This window comes from Pseudomonas fragi (assembly GCF_900105835.1).
GTDB classification, from domain to species: Bacteria; Pseudomonadota; Gammaproteobacteria; order Pseudomonadales; family Pseudomonadaceae; genus Aquipseudomonas; species Aquipseudomonas fragi.
Map to the genome: position 1 here is coordinate 3,951,383 of NZ_LT629783.1, position 23,349 is coordinate 3,974,731.

Below are 23,349 nucleotides of genomic sequence, written 5' to 3' on the forward strand. Positions count from 1 at the left end.
CTTAAAATGTAGCGGATTTTAAGTATTTGACAATGTGTCAAATCAGCAAACTTGCAGAGCGTAGTCTGGATGCCGATCTGGCGTTGGCCTTGAGCCTCAACGGGCGTGAGCTGTTTCGTGACGAGCAGCCGCTGAAAATCCTGCTGATGTCCGCCACCCTGGAAGGCGAACGGCTGGCCAGCCTCCTCGACGATGCGCCGATCCTGCGCAGTGAGGGGCGCATGTACCCGGTGGCGATGCGCTGGGGCCGGCCGTTTGTGCCGGGTGAATTTATCGAGCCGCGGGTGGTGCAGACCGTGCTCGATGCCATCCACGATGAAAGCGGTAGCCTGCTGGTGTTCCTGCCGGGGCAGGCGGAGATTCGCCGGGTCAACCAGCAACTGGCCGACGCGCTGGGTTCGCGCGGCGATATTTTGCTGTGCCCCTTGCATGGCGAACTCGACCTGGCGGCCCAGCGCGCCGCCATCGAACCTGCGCCCAAGGGGCTGCGCAAGGTCGTGCTGGCCACCAATATTGCCGAGACCAGCCTCACCATCGACGGCGTGCGCGTGGTGATCGACGCCGGGCTGGCGCGGGTGCCGCGTTTTGACCCGGGCAGCGGCATGACCCGCCTCGATACCCAGCGCATCTCCCGCGCCAGTGCTACCCAGCGCGCTGGCCGTGCCGGGCGTCTGGAGCCCGGCGTGTGCTACCGCTTGTGGTCCGAAGACCAGCACGCGCAACTGGCGGCCTATGGCAGTGCGGAAATCCTCCAGGCCGATCTGGCCGGGCTGGCCTTGCAACTGGCGCGCTGGGGCGTGACGCCCGAGCAACTGATCTGGCTCGATGTGCCGCCGTCGGCAAGTTATGCACAGGCCCGGCAATTGCTCGAACGCCTGGGTGCCTTGCACGGAGCAAAACTCACCGCCCACGGCGAAGCGATGGCTGAATTACCCGCGCATCCACGTATTGCCCATTTGCTGATTCGCGGGCAGGACTTGGGGCTGGCGGAAATGGCCTGTGACGTGGCGGCGCTTCTCGGTGAGCGGGATATTTTGCGCGGCGCCGGGGCGGACGTGCACAGCCGTCTGGCCCTGCTGTCGGGCGAGAGCCGTGTTGCACGGGGCGGGCAGGGTGGCGTGCAGCGGGCCAGACAACTGGCCAGGCAATACCGCGGCTACCTGCGCGGCAAGGCCACGCAACCGGTCGCCGACCCCGATCACCCGCGCTGGCTGGGCGCCTTGCTGGCGCTGGCCTACCCCGACCGCGTGGCGCAGCAGCGCAAACCCGGCGGTGCAGAGTATCGGCTGGCCAATGGCCGGGCGGCGCTGTTCAGCGAAGTCGACGGCCTGATGAAACAGCCCTGGCTGGTCATTGCCGACCTGGGCAGCCGTCAGGGGCAACGTGAAGAACGTATCTATCTGGCCGCCGAGTTCGACCCCGGGTTGCTGGATAACGTATTGAGCGAGCAGGTCAGCGTGGTCGACCAACTGGACTGGGACGAGCGCGAAGGTGTGTTGCGCGCTGAACGTCAGCGCAAGGTCGGCGAACTGGTGCTTAGCCGCGAGCCCTTGAACGGGCTCGACGAAGCAGCGCGCACCCAGGCGCTGGTCAATCTGGTGCGGCGCAAGGGCCTGGAACTGTTGCCGTGGACGCCCGAGCTGCGTCAGTGGCAGGCGCGGGTGGCGTTATTGCGCCAACTGGATCTGCTGGCCCAGGGGCAAAGCGAATGGCCCGACGTCAGCGATGGAGCCTTGCTGGCCGGGCTTGAAGACTGGCTGGGGCCGTACCTGGGGCGTGTGTCACGGCTTAGCCACTTTGCCAACCTCGACCTGTCGAGCATTGTGCATAACTTGCTCAAATGGCCGCTGCCCCAGCGCCTGGACGAACTGGCGCCCCATCACATCAAGGTGCCGTCGGGCTCCTCGGTGCGGCTGGACTACAGCGAGCAGCCGCCGATTCTGGCGGTGCGCCTGCAAGAGCTGTTCGGGCTGGCGGATACCCCGCGCATTGCGGGCGGGCGGCAAGTGGTCAAACTGCACCTGTTGTCGCCAGCGCGGCGACCGGTGCAAGTGACCCAGGATCTGGCCAATTTCTGGCGCAGTACCTATGCCGAAGTGAAGAAAGACCTGAAGGGGCGCTACCCCAAGCACTACTGGCCCGATGACCCGCTGGTGGCCGAAGCCACGGCGCGGATCAAGCCACGCAAGCCGTAGCGAACGGGTGTACGCATCGCGAGCAAGCCCGCTCCCACAATAAAATTGCGCAGTTCCTGTGGGAGCGGGCTTGCTCGCGATGGCATCAACGCGGTGAGTAGAGCTTCACGACCCGATATAGCTGGTCTTGACCACGGTGTAGAACTCCTGCGCATAGCGGCCCTGTTCGCGCGAGCCATAGGACGAACCTTTGCGCCCGCCAAACGGCACATGGTAATCAACGCCGGCCGTGGGCAGGTTGACCATCACCATCCCGGCCTGGGAATGGCGCTTGAAGTGGTTGGCATATTTGAGCGAGGTCGTGGCAATACCCGCCGACAAGCCAAACTCGGTGTCATTGGCCATCGCCAACGCTGCTTCGTAGTCCGCAACCTTGATGATATTGGCCACCGGGCCGAACACTTCCTCGCGGCTGATGCGCATGTCGGCCGTGCTGTCGGCAAACAGGGCCGGGGCCAGGAAGTAACCCTCGGTGTCACATGTCACCAGGCTGCCACCAGCGACCAGGCGCGCACCCTCGTTGCGGGCAATGTCGATATAACCCAAATCCTGGTCGAGCTGGGCGCGGGATACCACCGGGCCGATATCAATCCCGGCCTGCAAGGCATGCCCGACCTTGATCGAACGCATGCGCTCGGCCATCGCCTCGACGAATTTGTCGTGGATGCCCGCCGTGACAATCAGGCGGCTGGAGGCGGTGCAACGCTGGCCGGTGGAGTAGAACGCACTCTGCACCGCCAGTTCGACCGCTTGCTTGAGGTCGGCATCGTCGAGAATCACTTGCGGGTTTTTGCCGCCCATTTCCAACTGCACCTTGGCCTGGCGCGACACACAACTGATGGCAATCTGGCGACCAACGCCCACTGAGCCTGTAAAGCTTACGCCGTCCACTTTCGGGCTGTGGACGATCGCGTCGCCAACCACGCGACCGCTGCCCATCACCAGGTTGAACACGCCAGCCGGGAAACCGGCGCGGGAGATGATCTCGGCCAGTGCCCAGGCGCAACCCGGCACCAGGTCAGCAGGCTTGAACACCACGCAGTTGCCATAGGCCAGGGCCGGGGCGATCTTCCAGGCGGGAATGGCGATGGGGAAGTTCCAGGGGGTGATCAGGCCCACCACACCCAGGGCTTCGCGGGTAACCTCTACATGCACGCCCGGGCGCACCGAGGGCAGATAGTCACCTGACAGGCGCAGGCATTCCCCGGCGAAAAACTTGAAGATATTACCGGCGCGGCTCACTTCGCCTATGGCCTCGGGCAAGGTCTTGCCTTCTTCACGGGCCAGCAGGGTGCCCAGCTCTTGCTTGCGGGCGAGGATTTCGCTGCCGACCTGGTCCAGCGCATCGCTGCGGGCCTGAATGCCGGAGGTCGACCACGCGGGGAACGCGGCCCGCGCCGCATCAATGGCGGTCTGTACCTGGGCGGCATCGGCCTGGGCGTATTCGCCGATCACATCGCTCAGGTCGGACGGGTTGATATTGGCGCTGTATGCAGTGGCGGCGACCCACTCGCCCCCGATGTAATGGTTGTGGCGCTTTGGATCAGTCATGGCGTTTCTCCGCTCGGGGGATGGCAGGGATTGTTATTAGTTATCTGTCATCGTACAACTATGGAGATAAATAAGCAGTGATGCAACGCCCATCAGTCTGCAGGCAGCAGCAATCGGCCCAGCACGGGCAGGTGGTCGGAAATGGTCTGGGTGTCTTCCTGGCGCACATAGCCTTCAATGCGTTGCAGCTTGGGGCTGTGGAACAGGTAGTCGAGGGTGCGGTCGGGCTCGTCGGCGTCGGGACGGTTGGGCAAGTGGGTCAGCCACAGTTCGCGGTCGATGCCGGTGGCTTCAGGGTTGCTGGGGATCATCGGGTACTTTTCCCAGAGCAGGTGCAACTCGCTGTCTTGCGAGTAGCCCTGGCGCAATGGTGCGGGCAGGCGCAGGTACTGGCCGATGGGCAGCAGGTTGAAATCCCCGCCGATCAGCCACGGCGTGCCCTGGCTTTCGAGCTTGTCGGCCAGTGTGGCGACGGTCTGCATTTGCAGGCGCAGGTTGCTGTTGTCGGCGGAGGGCGGATCCAGCTGGGTGTTGATTGCTGCCAGTTGGCCGCCATCATTGAGTGGCAGGTAGTTGACCAGCAGTGCAGGCCTGGGCTGGAACTGGCGGCTGACAAAGTTGGCATCGGCCACGGGCAATTGCAGGCGCTCGGCGTGTTCGATCTGGAAGCGGCTGAGGGTGACCAGAGAGCGCCCGACACTGCCGAAAATATGCCAGTCGGGCACAAAGTCGGCCTTCCAGGTAAAGGCCTGGGTGCTGCAGGGGTAAAGGTCGACCAGACGCTCTTGCAGCAGGGCCAGCTGGTTCTGGTAAGCGCTGGCCTTGGCGTTGTCATCGACTTCCTGCAGCAGCACCAGATCCGGGCGCTCGTCACGGATGACCCGCGCCACTTCATCCAGGCTGAAGGCCATGTCTTCCAGGGTGGGGCGGGTATCAGGGCCACTGCCGTCGGCCAGGTTGTACCAGAACACGTAACGCTTGCCGGCCAGCTACTGGATGTTCCATGTCATCACCTTGAGCGCTTGGCCGGGCACCAGCACGGGGGCGCTGCCAGGGCACGTCAGCGGCAACACCTCGCGGGCATCGGGACGCCATGTCACGCTATAAATCAGGCATGCCAGCAGCGCTGAGAACAGCAGCAAACCTGATACGGTACGGCGTAATAAACGGGGCATGGGCTCGACTTATGACGTTGCTGAGAATAATCGAACATACCCGACGGCAGTGCGGCATTCCAAGGTTCTTTATGTAGGAAATTGCTGTTCTTATTGGCCTGACTTTTCGCTAATTAGCATAAATAAACGAAACAGCACGACGGAAACAAACAACTGCAAGAAGCTGTTGGCGCTGTCGAGTGCCAGCGACAGCAGTGTGTTGTCGTCCTTGGAAAACAGCGAGTAACTGAATTCCTTGAGTAACATCAGCGGGCCCAATACGGCCAGTATGCACACGAAAATCCGCCAGAAATGCCCACGGCTCAGGCTGAAACTCGACTTCATGGCCGCCAGTGGCGCTTCACCGCGCAATACCAGGCGGTACTCGGAGAAGGCCAGTACCACGGTGAGGAAAATCCCCGGAATAAAAAACATCGACAGCCCCAACACGATCAGCAACGTGCTGATCGCCGAGAGCAGGGCGAACCTGGGCCACAGATTGACAGCTTGCGCCAGCAGCTCGCGGTTGCGCGGGCTTTCACCGCGGCTGCGGGCATCCAGAAACAGGATCAGGGCCGCGGTGTACAGCGGATACAGCAACAGACCGACAATCAGGCCAAACCCGGCGGATGCATCGGGGCCAACGGCATCGTCAACGATGCGCTGCAATATGGCTTCAACAATGACCAGCGGCAGGCACAGCGTCACGATCTGGCTCAGATTGCGCTGGAAGAAATACAGGGAGTCGCGAAGAACAGTCAGCGGATTCATTGGCAGTTGTCAGCAGTCAAGAGCGGTGCATCACTTTACCCGATGAACCCCCTGAATGAACAAAAGTTCATGCAGGCTATTTGCTGTTGAAACTTCCTGTAATGCCCCAAAAACGGTTTTTGAGCTTCTGCGTAGTGCAAGGGGCAGGTTTTTAGCTGCAATCGAACGAGGTGGTCATGAACAGCGAAGAGCAAACCCTGATTGACGGGTTGTTTACACGGTTGCAGCAAGCAGAGGCAGGTTCTGCTCCACGCGATGCCCAGGCGCAGGCGCGTATCAATGAGCATCTGGCGCGCCAGCCGGCGGCAACGTACTACATGGCTCAGGCACTGCTGGTGCAAGAGGCCGCGCTCAAACAGCTCGACCAGCAGAACAGGCAATTGCAGGCCGAACTGGCCCAGGCCAAGGCACCCCAGGCTGCAGCGCCCACAGGCGGCAGCTTTTTATCCGGTCTGTTTGGTGGCGGTGCTTCTGCGCCTGCCCAGGCCCCTGTTGCTGCGCCTAGCCAACCGCCAGGCAGTGGTGGCTGGCGTGATGGCCCTGCGCAAGCGGCTCCGGCTCCTCAAGCAGCGCCTGCGGCCCCGGCAATGGGCGGCGGCTTTCTTGGCGGTGCCCTCAAGACGGCGGCGGGGGTGGCGGGTGGCGTGATGCTGGCGCAGGGCATCAGCAGCCTGTTCCACCACAATCAGCAGCCGCAGGTGATTGAAGAAATTATCGAACAGCCAACCCCCGTCAGCGACAGTGGTTGGGGTAGTGGCAACCAGCAATACGCCAACAGCGGTTCGGGAATTGAAGACGTCGGTCTGGACGATGACGGTTTCTTTTCTGACGACGACTCCTACGTTTGATCCCGTCGCCCGGCGGGTGATTGCACGCCGGGCGGTTTATCCGCGCAAACCCCCGACAGGCTGGCATACTGCAACCTTGTTTTCAGTCGCGTGCCCGCTGCCCGGGCGCCATGGGGTTTACCGGTGAAAAAAATTGCGGTCTTCGCGGATGTGCAGAACCTTTACTACACGGTTCGCCAGGCCTATGGCTGCCATTTCAATTACGCCGCCCTGTGGGCTGATATCAGCCAGCGCGGCGAAATTGTCGAGGCCTATGCCTATGCGATTGATCGGGGTGACAGCAAGCAGCAGCAGTTTCAGCAGATCCTGCGCAACCTCGGTTTTATCGTAAAACTCAAACCTTATATCCAGCGCAGCGATGGCTCGGCCAAGGGCGACTGGGACGTGGGTATCACCATCGACATCATGGACTCGGCGGCCAATGTCGACGAAGTGGTGCTGGCCTCGGGCGACGGTGATTTCGACCTGCTGCTGGAGCGCATTGCCAGCAAGCACGGAGTTGAAACCGTGGCCTACGGCGTGCCCGGCCTGACCGCCAACTCACTGATTCGCGCGGCCAGCCGCTATGTGCCGATTGAAGGCAATTTGTTGCTCAAGTAACCCACTTTTTACAGGATTGACCAGGTTTGGAACGCATCGCGGTAATTGACTTTGAAACCACCGGCATCTCCCCGAGCAGCACTTGCCGGGCCACTGAAATTGCCGTGGTGATTCTGGAGCGCGGGCGCATTGTCGAGCGTTACCAAAGCCTGATGAATGCCGGTGTGCGGGTCCCGGGGTTTATCGAGCAGTTGACCGGCATCAGCAACGCCATGCTGCGTACCGCACCGTCGGCCGAGCAGGTGATGAATGAGGTCAACGAGTTCGTCGGCATCACCCCGTTGCTGGCGCACAATGCCGCGTTTGACCAAAAGTTCTGGGATTTCGAAATGGGCCGCATCAAGCGCACCCGTTTGCAGAATTTCGCCTGCTCCTTGCTGCTGGCGCGACGCCTGATGCCGGCGGCGCCCAACCACAAGCTGGGCACCCTGACCACTTTTGCCGATTTGCCACATACCGGCCAGGCTCACCGGGCCATGGCCGATGCCGAGATGGCGGCCAACCTGACGGCGTATCTGGCTGAGCAGTTGCGCCAGAAGCATGGGTTGAAAGAGCTCAATCACGACCTGCTGTGTGGTTTGCAAAAAGTCCCGGCAGCAAAGGTCAACGAGCATCTGAAGCGCTATCGCGGGTTTTAAAAGCATCGCGACGCGGTTGCGAGGACAAGAAATCGTGTAGCAGCTGCCGAAGGAACGAGGCTGCGTCCGAGTGCGTAGCGCTCGCAAACCTAGACCATCAGGTCTGCCTGACACTCGGGCGAACCTGATTTCACGACGGCTCTGCCGCCGGACGCAGCCTCGTTCCTTCGGCAGCTGCTACGAGGGTTTGTGTTCCCTGCCTGCAATCTGGACAGTGTTTTTCGGTTCCGTTAAAAGTGTACGGCCCCTTTTGGTGCATTCTGTTACTTATTATTTCCCGACTCCCTGTCTAAACTCTCCAGTCCCCTGCCTCTGCCCTTGAGCTGCCTTCATGCCTGCCGCACGTCGTTTTCCGCTACAACTGATCGGTGCTTTTTTCGCCCTGTACATCATCTGGGGCTCGACCTATCTGGCCATCCGCATCGGTATTGAGTCCTGGCCGCCGTTGATGATGGCTGGCGTGCGGTTTCTGATTGCAGGCAGTTTGATGTACGGCTTTATGCGCTGGCGCGGTGCACCGGCACCCACTGCCGTGCAGTGGCGTTCGGCGGCCATGATCGGCTTTCTGTTGCTCGCGTGCGGCAACGGCGGCGTGACCCTGGCCGAACACTCGGGCGTGGCCTCCGGCGTCGCGGCCCTGGCCGTAGCCACTGTGCCGTTGTTCACCCTGCTGTTCGGCTACTTCTGGGGCAACCGCAACACCCGCCTGGAATGGGCCGGGATTGTCCTGGGGCTGATCGGCATCGGTATGCTCAACCTGGGGTCTAACCTGCAGGCCAGCCCGGCTGGCGCGGCGATGGTGATTTTTGCCGCTGCGGCCTGGGCTTTCGGCTCGGTATGGAGCCGTCACTTGCCGCTTCCGGCTGGGCCAATGGCCAGTGCTGCGGAAATGCTCACTGCCGGCGCCGTGTTGCTGGCTGGCAGCCTGCTCAGTGGCGAACGCATGACCCAAATGCCCACCGCAGCAGGCTGGGGCGCACTGCTGTATCTGGTGTTCTTCGGCTCGATCATCGCCTTCAGCGCCTATATGTACCTGCTTAAAAACGTGCGTCCTGCAGCGGCCACCAGCTATGCCTACGTCAACCCGGCCGTGGCGGTCATGCTGGGGATTGCCTTTGCGGGCGAGAGCATCGGTTTTGAGGAGTGCCTGGCCATGGCGGTCATCATCAGCGCCGTGGTGTTGATCGGTTTGCCGCAGTGGCGCAAGCAGAAACCGGCCTGAATTAGGGTAAACTGCGCGCCATTGCAACTTATGCACCCACGCGCTGACCTTTTTCGACGGTATCCCCATGACATTCGCCACCCTTGGCCTGATCGAACCCTTGCTGCGCGCCCTTGAGACGCTCGGCTACAAGACCCCAACCCCGGTTCAGGCCCAAGCGATCCCCGCAGTACTGGCTGGCCGCGACCTGATGGCTGCGGCCCAGACCGGTACCGGCAAAACCGGCGGTTTCGCCCTGCCGTTGTTGCAGTCGCTGACCATGGAAGGCCCGAAAGTGGCCAGCAACTCGGTGCGTGCACTGGTGCTGGTGCCGACCCGCGAACTGGCCGAACAGGTTCACGAAAGCATCCGCCAGTACGCCGAACACCTGCCGTTGAGCACCTACGCGGTGTATGGCGGTGTCAGCATCAACCCGCAAATGATGAAAATGCGCAAAGGCGTTGATGTGCTGGTGGCAACGCCGGGTCGTCTGCTGGACCTGTACCGGCAGAAGGCGATCAAGTTCAACCAGCTGCAAACCCTGATCCTCGACGAAGCCGACCGCATGCTCGATCTGGGCTTCAGCGAAGAGCTGCGGGACATCTACCGTGCCTTGCCGAAAAAGCGCCAGACCCTGCTGTTTTCCGCAACCTTTTCTGACGCGATCCGCCTGTTGGCCGAGCAGATGCTCGACAACCCGCTGAGCATCGAAGTCAGCCCGCGCAACGTGGCGGCCAGCAGCGTCAAGCAGTGGGTCATCCCGGTCGACAAAAAGCGCAAGGCCGAGCTGTTCCTGCACTTGCTGCGCACCCAGCACTGGAAGCAGGTACTGGTGTTCGCCAAGACCCGCAACGGTGTGGATGAGCTGGTAGGCAAGCTGCAAGCGTTGGGGGTCAATGCTGACGGCATTCATGGCGACAAGCCACAGGCCACGCGCCAACGGGCGCTGGACCGTTTCAAGGCCAGCGAAGTGCAGATCCTGGTGGCCACCGACGTGGCCGCCCGTGGCCTGGACATCGAAGACCTGCCGCTGGTGGTCAACTTCGACCTGCCGATCGTGGCCGAAGATTACATCCACCGCATTGGTCGTACGGGCCGTGCCGGTCAGAAAGGCGAAGCCATTTCCCTGGTCTGTGCAGACGAAGTGAATATGCTGTCGGCAATCGAGATGTTGACCCGTCAGACATTGCCGCGCCACGAAGAGCAGGATTTCGAACCTGAGCACCGCGTGCCCGAGACCGATGCGTCGGGTCAGGTCATCAAGAAGCCGAAGAAGCCAAAAAAGCCGAAGACTTCGGGCGGTGGCGGCAAGCGTAACCTGGGCAAGTGGGTGGATAGCGGCGAAGCGGCCCCCGCCGAACCGTCGGTCAAGCCGGTGCGTAAAGTGCCGGTATTCAACACCGGCCCGCGCAAGCGCAAGCCGTAAACACTCGGCACCTGTGGGAGCGGGCTTGCTCGCGATGGCATCCATGCGGTGGGTCAGCCAGACAGCGTTGCCTGCATCGCGAGCAAGCCCGCTCCCACAGGTTGATCAGCGTGGCGCCTGCAACCAGCTCAAAACCCCCAACCCGGCAGCCCGGCCACTGGCAAAACAGCCTGTGAGCAGGTAGCCGCCGGTGGGGGCTTCCCAGTCCAGCATCTCGCCCGCACAAAATACCCCCGGCAATGCTTTGAGCATCAGGTTTTCATCCACAGCCTCAAACCGCACGCCACCGGCGCTGCTGATGGCTTCGTCCAACGGGCGGGCTTTTATCAGCTGCAAAGGCAACGCCTTGATGGCCCTGGCCAGTTGCGCCGGGTCGTTGAAGCATTCGGCGGGTGCCAATTCGCGCAGCAGCGCCGCCTTTACCCCGTCAATTCCCAACTGGCTGTGCAGGTGCTTGCTCATCGAGCGTGAGCCGCGGGGCTTGGCCAATGCGGCCGCGACTTTATCCACAGGCTTGCCCGGCAACAGGTCGATCAGGATGGTCGCTTGGCCGTGTTGGTTGATCGCCTCGCGAATCGGCGCCGACCAGGCGTAAATCAAACTCCCCTCAATGCCGCTGGCGGTGATCACGCATTCGCCCAAGCGCAGCGTGCCGTGCTCCAGGGCAATGGCGATATTTTTCAGCGGGGCGCCGGCGAATTTGCTGCGCAGCACCTCGCTCCAACCGGCTACATCAAACCCGCAGTTACTCGGCTGTAACGGTGCCAGTTCAACGCCGCGTTCGGCCAGCAGCGGCATCCAGGCACCGTCCGAACCCAGACGCGCCCAACTGCCACCGCCCAGGGCCAGTAGCACCGCATCGGGCTTGAGCTGCTTTTGGCCTTCGGGGCTGTCCACCAGCAACTGGCCATCGGCCTGCCAGCCCAGCCAGCGATGGCGGGTGTGGATAACTACACCGGACTCGCGCAGGCGCTTGAGCCAGGCGCGCAGCAGCGGCGCGGCTTTCATATCGGTGGGGAACACCCGGCCAGAGCTGCCGACAAAGGTTTCGATACCCAAATCGTGAATCCACTGGCACAGCGCATCGGCATCGAAGGCGCGCAGCAACGGGGCCATCTGCGGTGCGCGTTCGGCGTAGCGCGACAGGAAGGCCGGGTAGGCTTCGGAATGGGTGATATTCATGCCGCCGACCCCGGCCAGCAAAAACTTGCGGCCCACTGACGGCATGCCATCGTAGAGATCGACCCTCACCCCAGCCTGACTCAACACTTCGGCTGCCATCAAACCGGCGGGGCCACCGCCAATAATGGCGACGTGACGGGAAGGGAGCGGGGAGGGTTCAGTCATGGCAGGGCTGCAAATCGGCGAAATAGGCCGGGCATTCTACCTGACTGGGCCGCATCTGCCCTTTGTGGGAGCGGGCTTGCTCGCGATGCAGGCGCTGCGGTGTGTCAGGCAAACCCTGGAGAGACCATCGCGAGCAAGCCCGCTCCCACAGTTTTCATAACTGTACGAAAAGTATACAGCCCTCTGAGAGCTATACTCCCTGTGGCCTGCAGGCGCTTTCACTCAGGTTATCCACAGGCAGTTCCACAGGCATTGTGGGTAAAAATCACAGCTTAGTGACACCCCGATGACAGCCAGACCTTCTGTGCACTGTGATGCAATATCCCGTGGCGACGTGCCAGGGCCTTGCGGTCCTTGCTGTAGCCGCCGCCAATCACCCCGACCACCGGTATGTCGCGGCCCAGGCAATGGCGCATCACGCTCTCGTCACGCGCGGCCACGCCTGCGTCGGTGAGCTTCAAATAACCCAGCGCATCGTCTTTGTGCACATCGACCCCGGCGTCGTACAGCACCAGATCTGGCTGATACAACGGCAGCAGGTAATTAAGTGCCTCGTCCACCACTTGCAAATATTCGCCATCGCCCATACCCATAGGCAGGCCGATATCCCAGTCACTTTGCGCCTTGCGCGCCGGAAAATTCTTTTCGCAGTGCAGGGAAACGGTAATTGCATCCGGCGTATGTTCAAGAATTCGTGCAGTACCGTCGCCCTGATGCACATCGCAGTCAAAGATCAGCACGCGGTTTACCCGGCCGCTTTCCAGCATATAGCGGCTGATGATCGCCAGATCGTTGAAGATGCAAAACCCTGCGGGGTGATCGTAGTGCGCGTGGTGGGTACCGCCCGCCAGATGGCAGGCCAGGCCGTGTTCCAGCGCCTGCTCGGCGGCCAGCAGCGAGCCGCCCACGGCCCGCACGGTGCGCCGTGCCAGCGCCTCGCTCCAGGGCAGGCCCAGCCGGCGCTGGTCTTCGCGGGCCAGTTCGCCGGCCATGTAGCGTTCGATATAGACCGGGTCATGGGCCAGGGCGAGGATATCCACAGGGCACAGCTCGGGGCGCAGCAACCGGGCATCCTGGGTCAGCCCGGACTCGACCAGGTGGTCACGCAGCAGACGGAACTTGTCCATCGGAAATCGGTGATCCGCCGGGAACTCTGGGCTGTAGTCATCGTGGTAAATCAGCGGTACAGGCATAGGGATTTTCGCGTCGTAACGAGCGCTGGATATTAACAGCGCTGTACACTGCTGACATACGCAAAGCCCGGTAACAGATCGGAGAGAACCGATGGAGCAGATCAAAGAACTCGAAAGTGCCCGTTTGCACTTGCGCCCCTGGCGTGACACAGACTTGCCCGAGTTCGCTGCCATGTGCGCCGACCCCCAGGTGATGCGCTATTTCCCCGCGCCCCTGAGCCGCCTCGAAAGCGCTGCGCTAATTGGCCGGGTTCGTGGTCACTTTGCCGAATATGGCTACGGGGTGTGGGCACTGGAGCGCAAGGATACCGGTGCCTTTATCGGTTTTACCGGGCTGATGAATGTGTCATTCGAGGCGCCGTTTACCCCGGCCGTTGAAATTGCCTGGCGCCTCGCGCCTGAGCATTGGGGCCTGGGTTACGCCAGTGAGGCGGCCTGGGCAGCGCTGCGTTGTGCCTTTGATCGCCTGGCGCTGGATCAGGTGGTGTCGTTTACCAGCCGACTGAACCTGCCCTCGCAGAAAGTCATGCAGGCCATTGGCATGCAGCACGATGTGGACGGTGATTTTGACCATCCCTTACTGGGCGCGGATGACCCGCTCAGGCCCCATGTGCTGTACCGCATTACGCGGGCACAGTGGCTGGAAACCCTGCACGGCTAGGCGTGTGTTTAACGGCGCAAGCCAAAAATTTTGACCTGCGTAACGAAGATTACGACGGTAATGCTCTGTGTGAGGAGAATCTGAATGAGCCAAGTGTTGGATGATCTGGTCAATTTGCTGACCCTGGAACCGATCGAAGAGAACCTTTTTCGCGGCAGCAGTCAGGACTTGGGCTTTCGCCAGTTGTTCGGCGGTCAGGTGCTCGGTCAATCGCTGTCGGCCATGAGCCAGACGGTTGAAGACGCCCGCCATGTGCATTCCATGCACGGCTATTTTTTGCGCCCGGGCGATGCAAGCCTGCCGGTGGTGTATCAGGTCGACCGCGTGCGGGACGGCGGCAGCTTCAGCACGCGGCGGGTAACCGCAATCCAGAAGGGTCAGCCGATTTTTACCAGCAGCGCTTCGTTTCAGTACGACGAAGGCGGTTTTGAACATCAGACGACCATGCCTGACGTTGTAGGCCCTGAGAATCTGCCTTCGGAACTGGACATGATCCGCCAGCGTGCGGACCTGATCCCCGAGTCGATGCGGGAAAAACTGCTCTGCGCCAAGCCCATCGAGTTTCGTCCGGTAATAGGCGAAGACCCGTTCAACCCCAAGGTCACTGATCCGATCAAATATGTGTGGTTTCGTGCCGATGGCAGCTTGCCTGACACCCCGGCGCTGCATAAATACCTGCTGGCCTATGCTTCGGACTTTGGCTTGCTGACCACCTCGTTGCTGCCCCACGGCAAAGGCGTATGGCAAAAGGATATGCAGGTCGCCAGCCTGGACCATGCACTGTGGTTCCATGCCGACCTGCGTGCCGATGACTGGTTGCTTTATGCGATGGACAGCCCGTGGGCAGGCAACTCGCGCGGGTTCTCCCGTGGCAGTGTCTACAACCGGGCTGGCCAGCTGGTTGCGTCTGTCACGCAGGAAGGTTTGATTCGCCATCGCAAGGACTGGGCATGACACTCAAGGACGTCAAGCACTGGGTTTTTGACATGGACGGCACCCTGACTGTTGCCGTGCATGATTTTGCCCTGATCCGCCGTGAGCTGGAAATCCCGGCAGATGCCGATATCCTCACCCACCTCAACGGCCTGCCTGCCGAGGTGGCGGCGGCCAAGCATGCCTGGCTGCTGGAGCATGAACGCGAACTGGCGCAGGCCTCCACGGCCGCGCCGGGTGCGGTTGAGCTGGTGCGCGACCTGGCGGCCCGTGGCTGTCGCCTGGGCATTCTGACCCGCAATGCCCAGGAACTGGCCCATATCACCCTCAAGGCCATCGGCCTGGGCGAGTGCTACGCCCCCGAGGATGTACTGGGCCGTGACAACGCTGCGCACAAACCCGACCCGGACGGCCTGCTGCAACTGGCACGGGCTTGGGACGTGGCGGCGGCGAAGATGGTGATGGTGGGGGATTACTACTTTGACCTGGCCTGTGGCCGCGCCGCCGGCAGCCAGACCGTACTGGTCAACGTGCCTGAAAACCCGTGGCCGGAGCTGACCGACTGGCACGCCAAAGACTGTTACGAACTGCGGCAGTTGCTCGGTTAACGAAACACTTGTAGCAGCTGCCGAAGGAACGAGGCTGCGTTCGACGGCGAAGCCGTCGTAAATCCAGGCAGCGCGGTGAGTCAGTTAAACTGTGCACTCAGACTTCACGATCGCTTTGCAATCGAACGCAGCCTCGTTCCTTCGGCAGCTGCTACACAGGGTGCTCTTACTCGCCAAACAGCGCCCTCTGCCCCTCAGGCGAAGTAAACATCTGCTCGCCGTTGTGCCCGACTCCGGGCACCTCAACCAGTCGCTGGTTGAGCCCCTGCGGATGGCGCTGGGTCAAATACTCAAAGTAGTTCTTGCCCCGTTCCAGCCTGAACGCCCCCTGTGCCTCGGCCTCACAACTTTTATCCAGCGCCGGGTGATTGGGGTCGATGTCCTTGGCACCTAACAGATAAGTGATGTCACGCTCGACATAAGCCTGCTCCAACTGTCGATGCTTTTGCCCTTCAGCGTAGGCAGGCAGCTTCTTAAGCCCGTATTTCCAGGTATTGAAGCCCGGGCAGTTCGCTGCATCAAACGTCGGAATCGGCCGCTGTGCATTGAAGTAGGCATAAGACGAAGGGTTGGCGATCACATAGCGCACCTTGATCCCGTCTGCCTGCAAGGCCTTGTCGGCTTGAGTGGTGAGGGCATAGCGCTGCACCACCTGGGCGCCCCCGGAGTGCCCGGCAATCACCACCTCGCGCAAGGCCGGGAAGCGCTTGCGGTCATCGAGCCGCTCAAGGATTTTATCCAGTGCTGCGTAGGAACTCAGCGGCGCCGGGCCCAGCGCCGGATCACCCGCCATCCAGTCATTGGCGTGCCAGCGCAATACGGCGTCGGGCAGGGGGTGGCGCGAGCCATCCGTGTCATTGAGAAACTGTGGCGCGACGATCAGGGTTGTGGATAACTGCCCGGCCTGGATCGCAGCCTGCTCGGCGCTATGCAGGTAGGTCTGGGCATTGCGCAGGCGGCCATGAATCACAATCAATGCGCGCTGCACCTGCGGCAGCGGTTGTTGCCATTGCTGACTGATCCCGACACTCAACTCACCGGGGCCGATGGTCAGATGATCGGGACTCAGTTCTTTAACCCCGTGCTCCGCCGCTTGAGCAGCCGAGCACGTCAGCAACAGGCCCAGGATCGGCGCAAGTGGACGTATCACCATTTACAGTTTCGCTGCCGAGAAGGTGTCGCACTGATTGATATTGCCCAGGGCAAAGCCGGTCTTGAACCACTTGACCCGCTGCGCAGAAGTGCCGTGGGTAAAGGAGTCCGGCATCACACGGCCCTGGCTTTGCTGTTGCAGGCGATCATCGCCAATGGCGTTGGCGGCGTTCAAGGCCGATTCTATATCGCCTGCTTCCAGCCAATTGTGACGTTTTTGCGCCAGGTTGGCCCACACCCCGGCCAGGCAGTCGGCCTGCAACTCCTGACGCACCAGCAAGCCGCCATCGCCTTCCATGCGCTTGCCCTGTTGGCGGGCCATCTGCATTTTCGACGACACACCCAGCAAGGTCTGCACATGATGGCCAACCTCATGGGCGATTACATAGGCCTGGGCAAAATCGCCAGCAGCCTTGAAGCGCTGAGCCATTTCCTGGAAGAAGCTCATATCCAGATAGACCTTTTGGTCGGCCGGGCAATAAAACGGCCCGCTGGCAGCTGTTGCAAAGCCGCAGGCCGAATTGATCTGGCCACGAAACAGCACCAGGGTCGGGTCTTTATAGCTACGCCCGGCTTGCTGAAACACTTGGCGCCAGGTGTCTTCGGTGTCGCCCAGTATCGCCCGCACAAAATCGGCCTGCTCGTCATTGGCCGCCGGTGCGCGACCAGCGGGCTGGGTAACTTGGGGGGAAGATTGATCGGTGAGCTGGCCGCTTAACTGTCCGAGAATCTGCATGGGATCCTGCCCGGTTAACAAACCGATGCCGACAATCACCACCACGGCCATCAAACTCAGCCCTTTGCCGCCGCCAATCCGCATACCGCCGCCACCGCCAGTGCTTTGATCGCGGACGTCTTCGACGTTATCGCTACGTCGGCCTTTTTTCCAAAGCATGGGGTAATCCTCTGATAAGTCATGGTCAAAAGTGTTGTAGCTGAGTCGAGGCCACGCCAGCCCGGCTGTCAGATGCTTCTTGATTTGGGGAGGGAGTATGGCACTGGGGGTTAGGGTTTGCTGTTTAGGGCTACAGAACGTATCGGCTTTTTGTGGGCTGGGGCTGACTTACGAGCTAAAGGGCGGGAGATATCGTTGGGTTTCTCAGCATCTTGTTCGGAGCTCGGCATGACAAAAAAAACAATCTGGCCCAACTGCAGTGGTAGCCTAGGACTCATCATTTTTTGAGGTAGTGCAACTGATTGACCAGGCCCGCCAGTACACAGCCAGAGCCATTAACACAGCGCTTATCGAGTTGTATTGGCAAGTTGGCCAATACGTAAGCCAGAAAACTGCGAGTGCTGGCTGGGGCAAAGCGACGGTTCTAGAGCTGGCCACTTACATTCAGCGTACACAGCCCGGTATCAGAGGGTTTTCTTCGCAGAATATCTGGAGAATGCGGCAATTTTTCGAGGCTTATCGAAGTGAGCCACATCTCTCAACACTGTTGAGAGAATTGCCATGGTCATCGAATCTGCACATTTTGACTCGCGCAAAACACCCTGATGAGCGCGCTTTTTATTTGCGCAAAGCGGTTGAGCAACGCTGGTCAGTCCGCGAGGTTGCACGACAGATGGATAACCATCTGTTTGTGCGAACCCAGCTCGTACCTGCAAAAGTATCGACAGCGTTGAGAGAAATTCATCCACTGGCGACCCAGTACCTCAGGGATATGTATTTTTTTGAGTTCCTGGGGTTGACCAACGATCATTCAGAGTCCGACCTTCACCAGGGACTGATTAAACATCTTGGCCGCTTCCTGACCGAGCTTGGCAGTGATTTTTGCTATGTGGGTTCTGAGTATCCGATCCAGGTTGGCGGGCAGGACTTTGCATTGGATCTGCTGTTTTTTCACCGCAGCCTCAATTGCCTGCTGGCGATCGAACTGAAGGTGACGCGCTTCGAACCCGAACACCTGGGCAAGCTCAACTTCTACCTCGAAGCCCTGGATCAGGGCCACCGCAAGGCTCACGAAAACCCGGCAATCGGTGTTTTACTGTGTGCCAGCAAAGACAATGAAGTGGTTGAATACGCGCTTAACCGTTCCCTGTCTCCCGCTTTGATCGCTGAGTATCAGACCAGGCTGCCGGACAAGAAGTTATTGCAAGCCAAGCTGCACGAGTTTTATCTGCAGAACGTTCCCGTTGATGATGCGTGACCCCGCCCCGGAGTTGTTAGCCCTGTGAATATCGATACCCGTATCAAGTACCGTCACCTCGTGTGCTTTCTGGAGATGGCGCGCCAGGGCAGTCTGGCGCGGGCGGCGGATGTGCTGGCGGTCAGCCAGCCGGCGATGTCAAAAACCCTCAAGGAGCTTGAGGAATTATTGACCGTCAGCCTGTTTGTGCGCAGTAAAAGCGGGGTCACCCTGACCGAGGCCGGGGTTGCCTTTCTGCGTTATGCGACACCTTCGGTGCAGGCCTTGCGTGAAGGCGTGAATGCCCTGCGGGGTGGCGAATACGTGGGCGGTACGGTGCGTCTGGGAGTGTTGTCGACGGTAGAAAGCCTGCTGATACCCGAGTTGGTGCAGCGCCTGCACGCCAGGCATTCGTCGCTGGTGGTGAGCGTGGTGACCGGGCCCAGCGCCTATCTGTTATCGCAGTTGCGTGTAGGTGATGTGGATTTGGTAGTGGGGCGCATGACCGACAGCCCGGAAATTCAGGGTATGAATTTTGAACACCTCTACAGCGAATCCATGACCCTGGTGGTGCGCGCAGATCACCCCCTGACCCGGGGGCCACTGGACCGCAGCCAACTGGAGCACTACCCGTTGGTTGTGCCGTTGGCCAACACCACCATTCGCGCCTTCGCCGACAGCCTGTTTGTGCAGTGCGGCATCAGCCAGTCCCGCCAGCGCCTGGAAACCCTGTCGATCACCCTCAGCCGACGTTATGTGCTGCGCAACGATGCGGTGTGGATCGCCCCGCTGGATGCCGTGCGCCTGGACCTGGCCAGTGGCGAGCTGCAAGAGATCGACCTGGGCCAGCGCGAACCGGGTGGTTCGATCGGCATTTGCAGCAATGCCCATGTGCCCATGTCCGTGGCGGCCCAGGGCTGTGTCGAGGTTTTGCGTGAATTGGGTCAGGCTTACGGCGAAGGTATTTATCCATAACCATTTGGTTATGTATTGGGTTGGGCTTTTCAGTAGTCGTTGCGCCCCTGTTGGTTAAAACTGGCTCTCAGCCTTTATAAAAACAACAGGAGATCGACATGTCTGATGCAGACAGCCGGCGCTTTATCATCCGTGACCGCAACTGGCACCCCAAAGCCCTGACCCCCGACTACAAGACCTCCATTGCCCGCTCCCCGCGCCAGGCGCTGGTGAGTATTCCGCAATCGGTCAGCGAAACCAGCGGGCCTGACTTTTCCCACTTGAAATTCGGCAAATTCGACAACGACCTGCTGCTTAATTTCAACAATGGCGGTTTGCCGATAGGCGAGCGGATCATCCTGGCAGGTCGCGTGCGCGATCAATACGGCAAGCCGATTCCTCATACCTTGGTGGAAATCTGGCAGGCCAACGCAGGCGGTCGCTATCGTCACAAGAACGACCGCTACCTGGCGCCGCTGGACCCAAACTTCGGCGGCGTGGGCCGAACCCTGACTGACAGTGAGGGGTATTACAGCTTTCGCACCGTCAAACCTGGGCCTTATCCTTGGCGTAACGGGCCTAATGACTGGCGCCCGGCGCATATCCACGTCTCCATCAGTGGCCCCTCGATTGCCACGCGCCTGATTACCCAGCTGTACTTCGAAGGTGATCCGATGATCCCCATGTGCCCGATCGTCAAATCGATTACCAACGCCGATGCCGTGCAGAGCCTGATTGCCCGGTTGGACATGGGCGCGGCCAATCCGATGGATTGTCTGGCCTATCGTTTTGACATTGTGCTGCGTGGTCAGCGCCAGACCCACTTCGAAAACTGCTGAGGAGCCCGTCATGCCTATCGAACTGCTACCGGAAACCCCATCGCAAACTGCCGGCCCCTATGTGCATATCGGCCTGGCGCTGGCTGCGGCCGGCAATCCGTCGCGTCCAGAGGAAATTTGGAGCGAAATGGCCAGGCCCGATGCCGAGGGCGAGCATATTGTGCTGTTTGGCAACGTTTACGACGGTAATGGCCACTTGGTGCGCGACTCGTTTCTGGAACTGTGGCAAGCCGACCATAAAGGGGTCTATGACGAAAATTTCGACTCGGAAAAAGCTTTTAACAGCTTTGGCCGCACCGCCACCACCTTCGATGCGGGTGAGTGGACACTCAATACGATCAAGCCGGGCGTGGTGAACAACGCAGCTGGCGTGCCAATGGCGCCGCATATCAACGTGTCGCTGTTTGCCCGGGGTATCAACATCCATTTGCAAACGCGGCTGTATTTCAGCGATGAGCCAGAAGCCAATGCAAAATGCCCGGTGCTCAACCTGATCGAACAGTCGCAACGGCGTGAAACCCTGATCGCCCAGCGTTGCGAAGTAAATGGCAAAACGGCCTATCGGTTTGACATCCGCATTCAGGGCGAAGGCGAGACGGTGTTCTTCGACTTTTAAAAGGATATGAGGCAAATGCAAAATCTGTAGCAGCTGCCGAAGGAACGAGGCTGCGTTCGGCGACGGAGTCGTCGTAAAACCTGAGCACCCGATTTTGCAGAAGTATCGGGGGGCTCAGGTTTTTACGATTGCTGCGCAATCGAACGCAGCCTCGTTCCTTCGGCAGCTGCTACGGGAGTTATGTGCGCCCGCGTCTTTGCTGCCACGCCGCCGCCAACCCGCTGGCACAGATAATCGCAATACCGACCCGGCTGGCCAGATCCGGTGTGTGGTCAAAAAGCAACCAGCCCAATATCCCCGAAAACACGATCTGGCAGTAGCTGAACGGCGCCAGCAATGCCGGCGCGGCAACGCGAAATGATTGGGTCAGCAGCAAGTGTGCGGTCATGCCCAGGCTGCCCAATGCCAGCATCTGCAGGCCGTGGGTCAGGGTTGGCGTTTGCCAGAAAAAAGGCACCAGCGCACTCATCACCAGCACATTGAACAACCCGGCAAAAAAATTGCTGGTGGTGGGGCTGTCGTAGGCGCTGAGTTTGCGCGTGAGGATTTGATAGCAGCTAAAACACAACGCCGCCGCCATCGGTAATAACACCGCAGGGGTAAACAGTTCGCCGCCCGGGTGGATGATGATCACCACCCCGATAAACCCGCACACCACGGCCAGCCATTGCCCGCGCGTCACCGTCTCGCCCAGCAACGGCCCGGACAAGGCCGCCACCAGCAGCGGTGCCAGAAAGTTGACCGCGGTATTCTCAGCCAACGGGATAAACAGCAAACCGTAGGTGAAAAACAGCCCCGAGCCCAGCAGGCAGATAGCCCGTAACACCTGAAGCAAAGGCCGTTTACTGCGCAATACACGCAAACCCGACTGAGGCAGAAAGATCCCCGCCATCAGTACGGTATGCACCAGGTAACGTGCCCACACCACCATCACCACCGGGTAAAAACCACTGAGGTACTTGGACAGCGCATCGTGGCTGGAGAACAGCGCTGTGGCCGTAACAATCAGCAAGATGCCCTTCAAGGGTTGGTTCACCCCTGAAAGGGGTGTGGGTAATGTCATCGAATACCTCGTTGTTCTATGCGTTAAACCTGTGGGATTTTTCGCGGTGCCATGAAGTACATCCACACTAACGCAATGAAGTACATCGCTGGAATCATGGTGAACAGCAAGGTGTAGTTATTGTTGGTGACGGTCAGCACATAGCCCACAAATTGGGTCATAAACATCCCGCCTATTGCGGCGCACATGCCGCCAAAGCCGAACACGGTGCCCATCATGTGCTTGGGCGTGTAGTCCATTACCATGCTCCACACGTTGGCCGTCCAGGCCTGGTGCGCACCCAGGGCCAGGGCGATGGCACCTACGGCGACCCACAGCTCGCTGGAGCCAGCGGCCATGACCACGCCGATGATGCTGATGGCACACAACAGCATCGACACCAGGCGCGCCTTGACCGCCGCCATGCCGCGCTTGATCAGTACCGAAGACAGGATCCCGCCGCCCACGCTGCCGAAGTCGGCGGTGATGTAGATGATGATCAGCGGGATACCCATTTGCGTCACGCTGATGCCCAGGTTGTATTGCTGATTCAGGAACGGCGGCAGCCAGTACAGATAGAACCAGAACACCGGTGCCGTCATGGCGTAGGACAAGGCGAAGGCCCAGGTGCCGCGCATCTTGAGGATGGTGCCGAAAGAGACGGTGGTTTGCTCAGGCTCTTTCTCTTGCTGGATGTAGTCCAGCTCGGCCTTGGTGACGGTCGGGTGCTCTTCCGGGTTGTAGTACTTCAAACCCCAGAAGATCAGCCAGATACCGCCCAGTGCCGCCATGCACAAAAAGGCCGCCTGCCAGCCCCACACATGCAGTACCAGAGGCAACATCATTGGCGTGAACATGGCGCCCACGTTGGTGCCGGCGTTGAAGATGCCGCTGGCCACGGCGCGCTCGCTGGCCGGGAACCACAGGCGTGTGGTTTTTACGCAGGCCGGGTAATTGGCGGCTTCGGTGATGCCCAGGATAAAGCGGCAGATCATAAAGCCCACCGCCGAAGTGGCCAGGCCGTGCGCGCCGGTGGCCAGGCTCCACAGCAATACGGCGCAGAAGAACACACGCTTGACCCCGACCCGGTCGATCAGGCGGCCTTGCAGCACGAAGCCGATGGCGTAGCCCACCTGAAACCAGAAGTTGATGTTGGCGTAGTCCATCGCCGTCCAGCTCATTTCCTTGGCCAGGATCGGCTGCATCACGCCCAGGGCGGCGCGGTCGATAAAGTTGAGGGTGGTAGCGAAGAACACCAGTGCGAGCATGCCCCAACGGGTTTTGCCAGTCGCCAGGGTGCCGCGAATCTTGTCACCGATTCCTGCGCCTGGAGCGTGGGCAGAAGTGGTGCGTGCAGTCGGAGAAGGGACCATGGATGTTTACCCGTTTCTTGGAATTTTTATGTGGTGTTGCACAACAAGTGACGCAAGGAGTACGGGCTTGATGGTGGCGAGTGGACAAAAAGTCGTCAATTCAAGATAGGCCATA

Annotated in this window: 20 protein-coding genes and 2 pseudogenes; 13 read left to right on the forward strand and 9 right to left on the reverse strand. The window is 60.3% G+C overall.

What is annotated here, in order from left to right:
• Nucleotides 1-56: 56 nt before the first annotated feature.
• Nucleotides 57-2,195 (forward strand): annotated as a pseudogene (gene hrpB, locus BLU25_RS18175) (ATP-dependent helicase HrpB); the annotation flags it as partial.
• A 105-nt stretch (nt 2,196-2,300) separates the two neighbouring features.
• Here the strand turns inward: hrpB and BLU25_RS18180 are convergent.
• From BLU25_RS18180 to BLU25_RS18190, 3 genes and pseudogenes are all read right to left on the reverse strand, one after another.
• The gene (locus BLU25_RS18180; protein WP_016779323.1) at nt 2,301-3,746 is read right to left on the reverse strand and encodes an aldehyde dehydrogenase family protein; all 1,446 of its coding nucleotides are present in this window, start codon (nt 3,744-3,746) and stop codon (nt 2,301-2,303) included.
• A 92-nt stretch (nt 3,747-3,838) separates the two neighbouring features.
• A pseudogene (locus BLU25_RS18185) lies at nt 3,839-4,921 on the reverse strand (endonuclease/exonuclease/phosphatase family protein).
• A 90-nt stretch (nt 4,922-5,011) separates the two neighbouring features.
• Nucleotides 5,012-5,671 carry a YciC family protein gene (locus tag BLU25_RS18190; protein WP_016779326.1) on the reverse strand — a complete coding sequence of 220 codons (660 nt, stop codon included), beginning with the start codon at nt 5,669-5,671 and terminating at the stop codon, nt 5,012-5,014.
• A 176-nt stretch (nt 5,672-5,847) separates the two neighbouring features.
• Between BLU25_RS18190 and BLU25_RS18195 the strand changes: the two genes are divergently transcribed.
• From BLU25_RS18195 to BLU25_RS18215, 5 genes are all read left to right on the forward strand, one after another.
• Complete coding sequence (locus BLU25_RS18195; protein WP_016779327.1) at nt 5,848-6,519, forward strand: DUF2076 domain-containing protein; 672 nt, start codon at nt 5,848-5,850, stop codon at nt 6,517-6,519.
• Between the two features lie 123 nt (nt 6,520-6,642).
• Nucleotides 6,643-7,119: a LabA-like NYN domain-containing protein gene (locus BLU25_RS18200; RefSeq protein ID WP_016779328.1), complete on the forward strand. Its 477-nt coding sequence runs from the start codon at nt 6,643-6,645 to the stop codon at nt 7,117-7,119.
• A gap of 26 nt (nt 7,120-7,145) precedes the next feature.
• Nucleotides 7,146-7,757, forward strand: a complete 612-nt coding sequence (locus BLU25_RS18205) for a 3'-5' exonuclease (protein ID WP_016779329.1) — start codon at nt 7,146-7,148, stop codon at nt 7,755-7,757.
• A gap of 331 nt (nt 7,758-8,088) precedes the next feature.
• Complete coding sequence (gene yedA, locus BLU25_RS18210) at nt 8,089-8,979, forward strand: drug/metabolite exporter YedA (RefSeq protein ID WP_016779330.1); 891 nt, start codon at nt 8,089-8,091, stop codon at nt 8,977-8,979.
• A gap of 67 nt (nt 8,980-9,046) precedes the next feature.
• The gene (locus BLU25_RS18215) at nt 9,047-10,384 is read left to right on the forward strand and encodes a DEAD/DEAH box helicase (RefSeq protein ID WP_083369759.1); all 1,338 of its coding nucleotides are present in this window, start codon (nt 9,047-9,049) and stop codon (nt 10,382-10,384) included.
• Between the two features lie 105 nt (nt 10,385-10,489).
• Here BLU25_RS18215 and BLU25_RS18220 read toward each other — a convergent pair whose 3' ends face one another.
• Both BLU25_RS18220 and BLU25_RS18225 read right to left on the reverse strand, forming a co-directional pair.
• On the reverse strand, nt 10,490-11,731 hold the full coding sequence (locus BLU25_RS18220; RefSeq protein ID WP_083369760.1) for a TIGR03862 family flavoprotein: 1,242 nt from the start codon (nt 11,729-11,731) through the stop codon (nt 10,490-10,492).
• A 272-nt stretch (nt 11,732-12,003) separates the two neighbouring features.
• The gene (locus BLU25_RS18225; RefSeq protein WP_083369761.1) at nt 12,004-12,924 is read right to left on the reverse strand and encodes a histone deacetylase family protein; all 921 of its coding nucleotides are present in this window, start codon (nt 12,922-12,924) and stop codon (nt 12,004-12,006) included.
• Between the two features lie 91 nt (nt 12,925-13,015).
• Here BLU25_RS18225 and BLU25_RS18230 point away from each other — a divergent pair, with 91 nt between their 5' ends.
• The 3 genes from BLU25_RS18230 (at nt 13,016) to BLU25_RS18240 (ending at nt 15,126) form a co-directional block, all read left to right on the forward strand.
• Nucleotides 13,016-13,585, forward strand: coding sequence for a GNAT family N-acetyltransferase (locus tag BLU25_RS18230; protein WP_016779334.1), 570 nt, complete (start codon nt 13,016-13,018; stop codon nt 13,583-13,585).
• Nucleotides 13,586-13,669: 84 nt separating this feature from the next.
• The gene (tesB, locus tag BLU25_RS18235; RefSeq protein WP_016779335.1) at nt 13,670-14,539 is read left to right on the forward strand and encodes an acyl-CoA thioesterase II; all 870 of its coding nucleotides are present in this window, start codon (nt 13,670-13,672) and stop codon (nt 14,537-14,539) included.
• Nucleotides 14,536-15,126 carry an HAD family hydrolase gene (locus tag BLU25_RS18240; RefSeq protein ID WP_083369762.1) on the forward strand — a complete coding sequence of 197 codons (591 nt, stop codon included), beginning with the start codon at nt 14,536-14,538 and terminating at the stop codon, nt 15,124-15,126. The genes tesB and BLU25_RS18240 overlap by 4 nt, the downstream gene beginning before the upstream one ends.
• 166 nt (nt 15,127-15,292) lie before the next feature.
• Here the strand turns inward: BLU25_RS18240 and BLU25_RS18245 are convergent, their stop codons facing one another.
• Both BLU25_RS18245 and ypfJ read right to left on the reverse strand, forming a co-directional pair.
• A complete protein-coding gene (locus BLU25_RS18245) occupies nt 15,293-16,279 on the reverse strand; it encodes a hypothetical protein (protein WP_016779336.1) in 987 nt (328 codons plus the stop codon).
• Nucleotides 16,280-17,173 carry a KPN_02809 family neutral zinc metallopeptidase gene (gene ypfJ, locus BLU25_RS18250; RefSeq protein WP_016779337.1) on the reverse strand — a complete coding sequence of 298 codons (894 nt, stop codon included), beginning with the start codon at nt 17,171-17,173 and terminating at the stop codon, nt 16,280-16,282. It abuts the gene before it with no gap.
• 292 nt (nt 17,174-17,465) lie between these two features.
• Between ypfJ and BLU25_RS18255 the strand changes: the two genes are divergently transcribed.
• From BLU25_RS18255 to pcaG, 4 genes are all read left to right on the forward strand, one after another.
• Entirely contained in the window at nt 17,466-18,431 is a 966-nt protein-coding gene (locus tag BLU25_RS18255; protein WP_050901269.1) for a PDDEXK nuclease domain-containing protein, read from the forward strand.
• A 24-nt stretch (nt 18,432-18,455) separates the two neighbouring features.
• Nucleotides 18,456-19,385 (forward strand): pca operon transcription factor PcaQ, encoded by a 930-nt coding sequence (pcaQ, locus tag BLU25_RS18260; RefSeq protein WP_016779339.1) that lies wholly within the window; start codon nt 18,456-18,458, stop codon nt 19,383-19,385.
• Nucleotides 19,386-19,483: 98 nt separating this feature from the next.
• A complete protein-coding gene (gene pcaH / locus BLU25_RS18265) occupies nt 19,484-20,203 on the forward strand; it encodes a protocatechuate 3,4-dioxygenase subunit beta (protein ID WP_016779340.1) in 720 nt (239 codons plus the stop codon).
• A gap of 10 nt (nt 20,204-20,213) precedes the next feature.
• Nucleotides 20,214-20,819, forward strand: a complete 606-nt coding sequence (gene pcaG / locus BLU25_RS18270; protein ID WP_016779341.1) for a protocatechuate 3,4-dioxygenase subunit alpha — start codon at nt 20,214-20,216, stop codon at nt 20,817-20,819.
• Between the two features lie 178 nt (nt 20,820-20,997).
• On the opposite strand, the gene BLU25_RS18275 is transcribed toward pcaG, so the two are convergent.
• A complete protein-coding gene (locus tag BLU25_RS18275; protein WP_083369763.1) occupies nt 20,998-21,882 on the reverse strand; it encodes a DMT family transporter in 885 nt (294 codons plus the stop codon).
• Between the two features lie 23 nt (nt 21,883-21,905).
• Entirely contained in the window at nt 21,906-23,234 is a 1,329-nt protein-coding gene (locus BLU25_RS18280) for an MFS transporter (protein WP_016779343.1), read from the reverse strand.
• Nucleotides 23,235-23,349 lie beyond the last annotated feature (115 nt).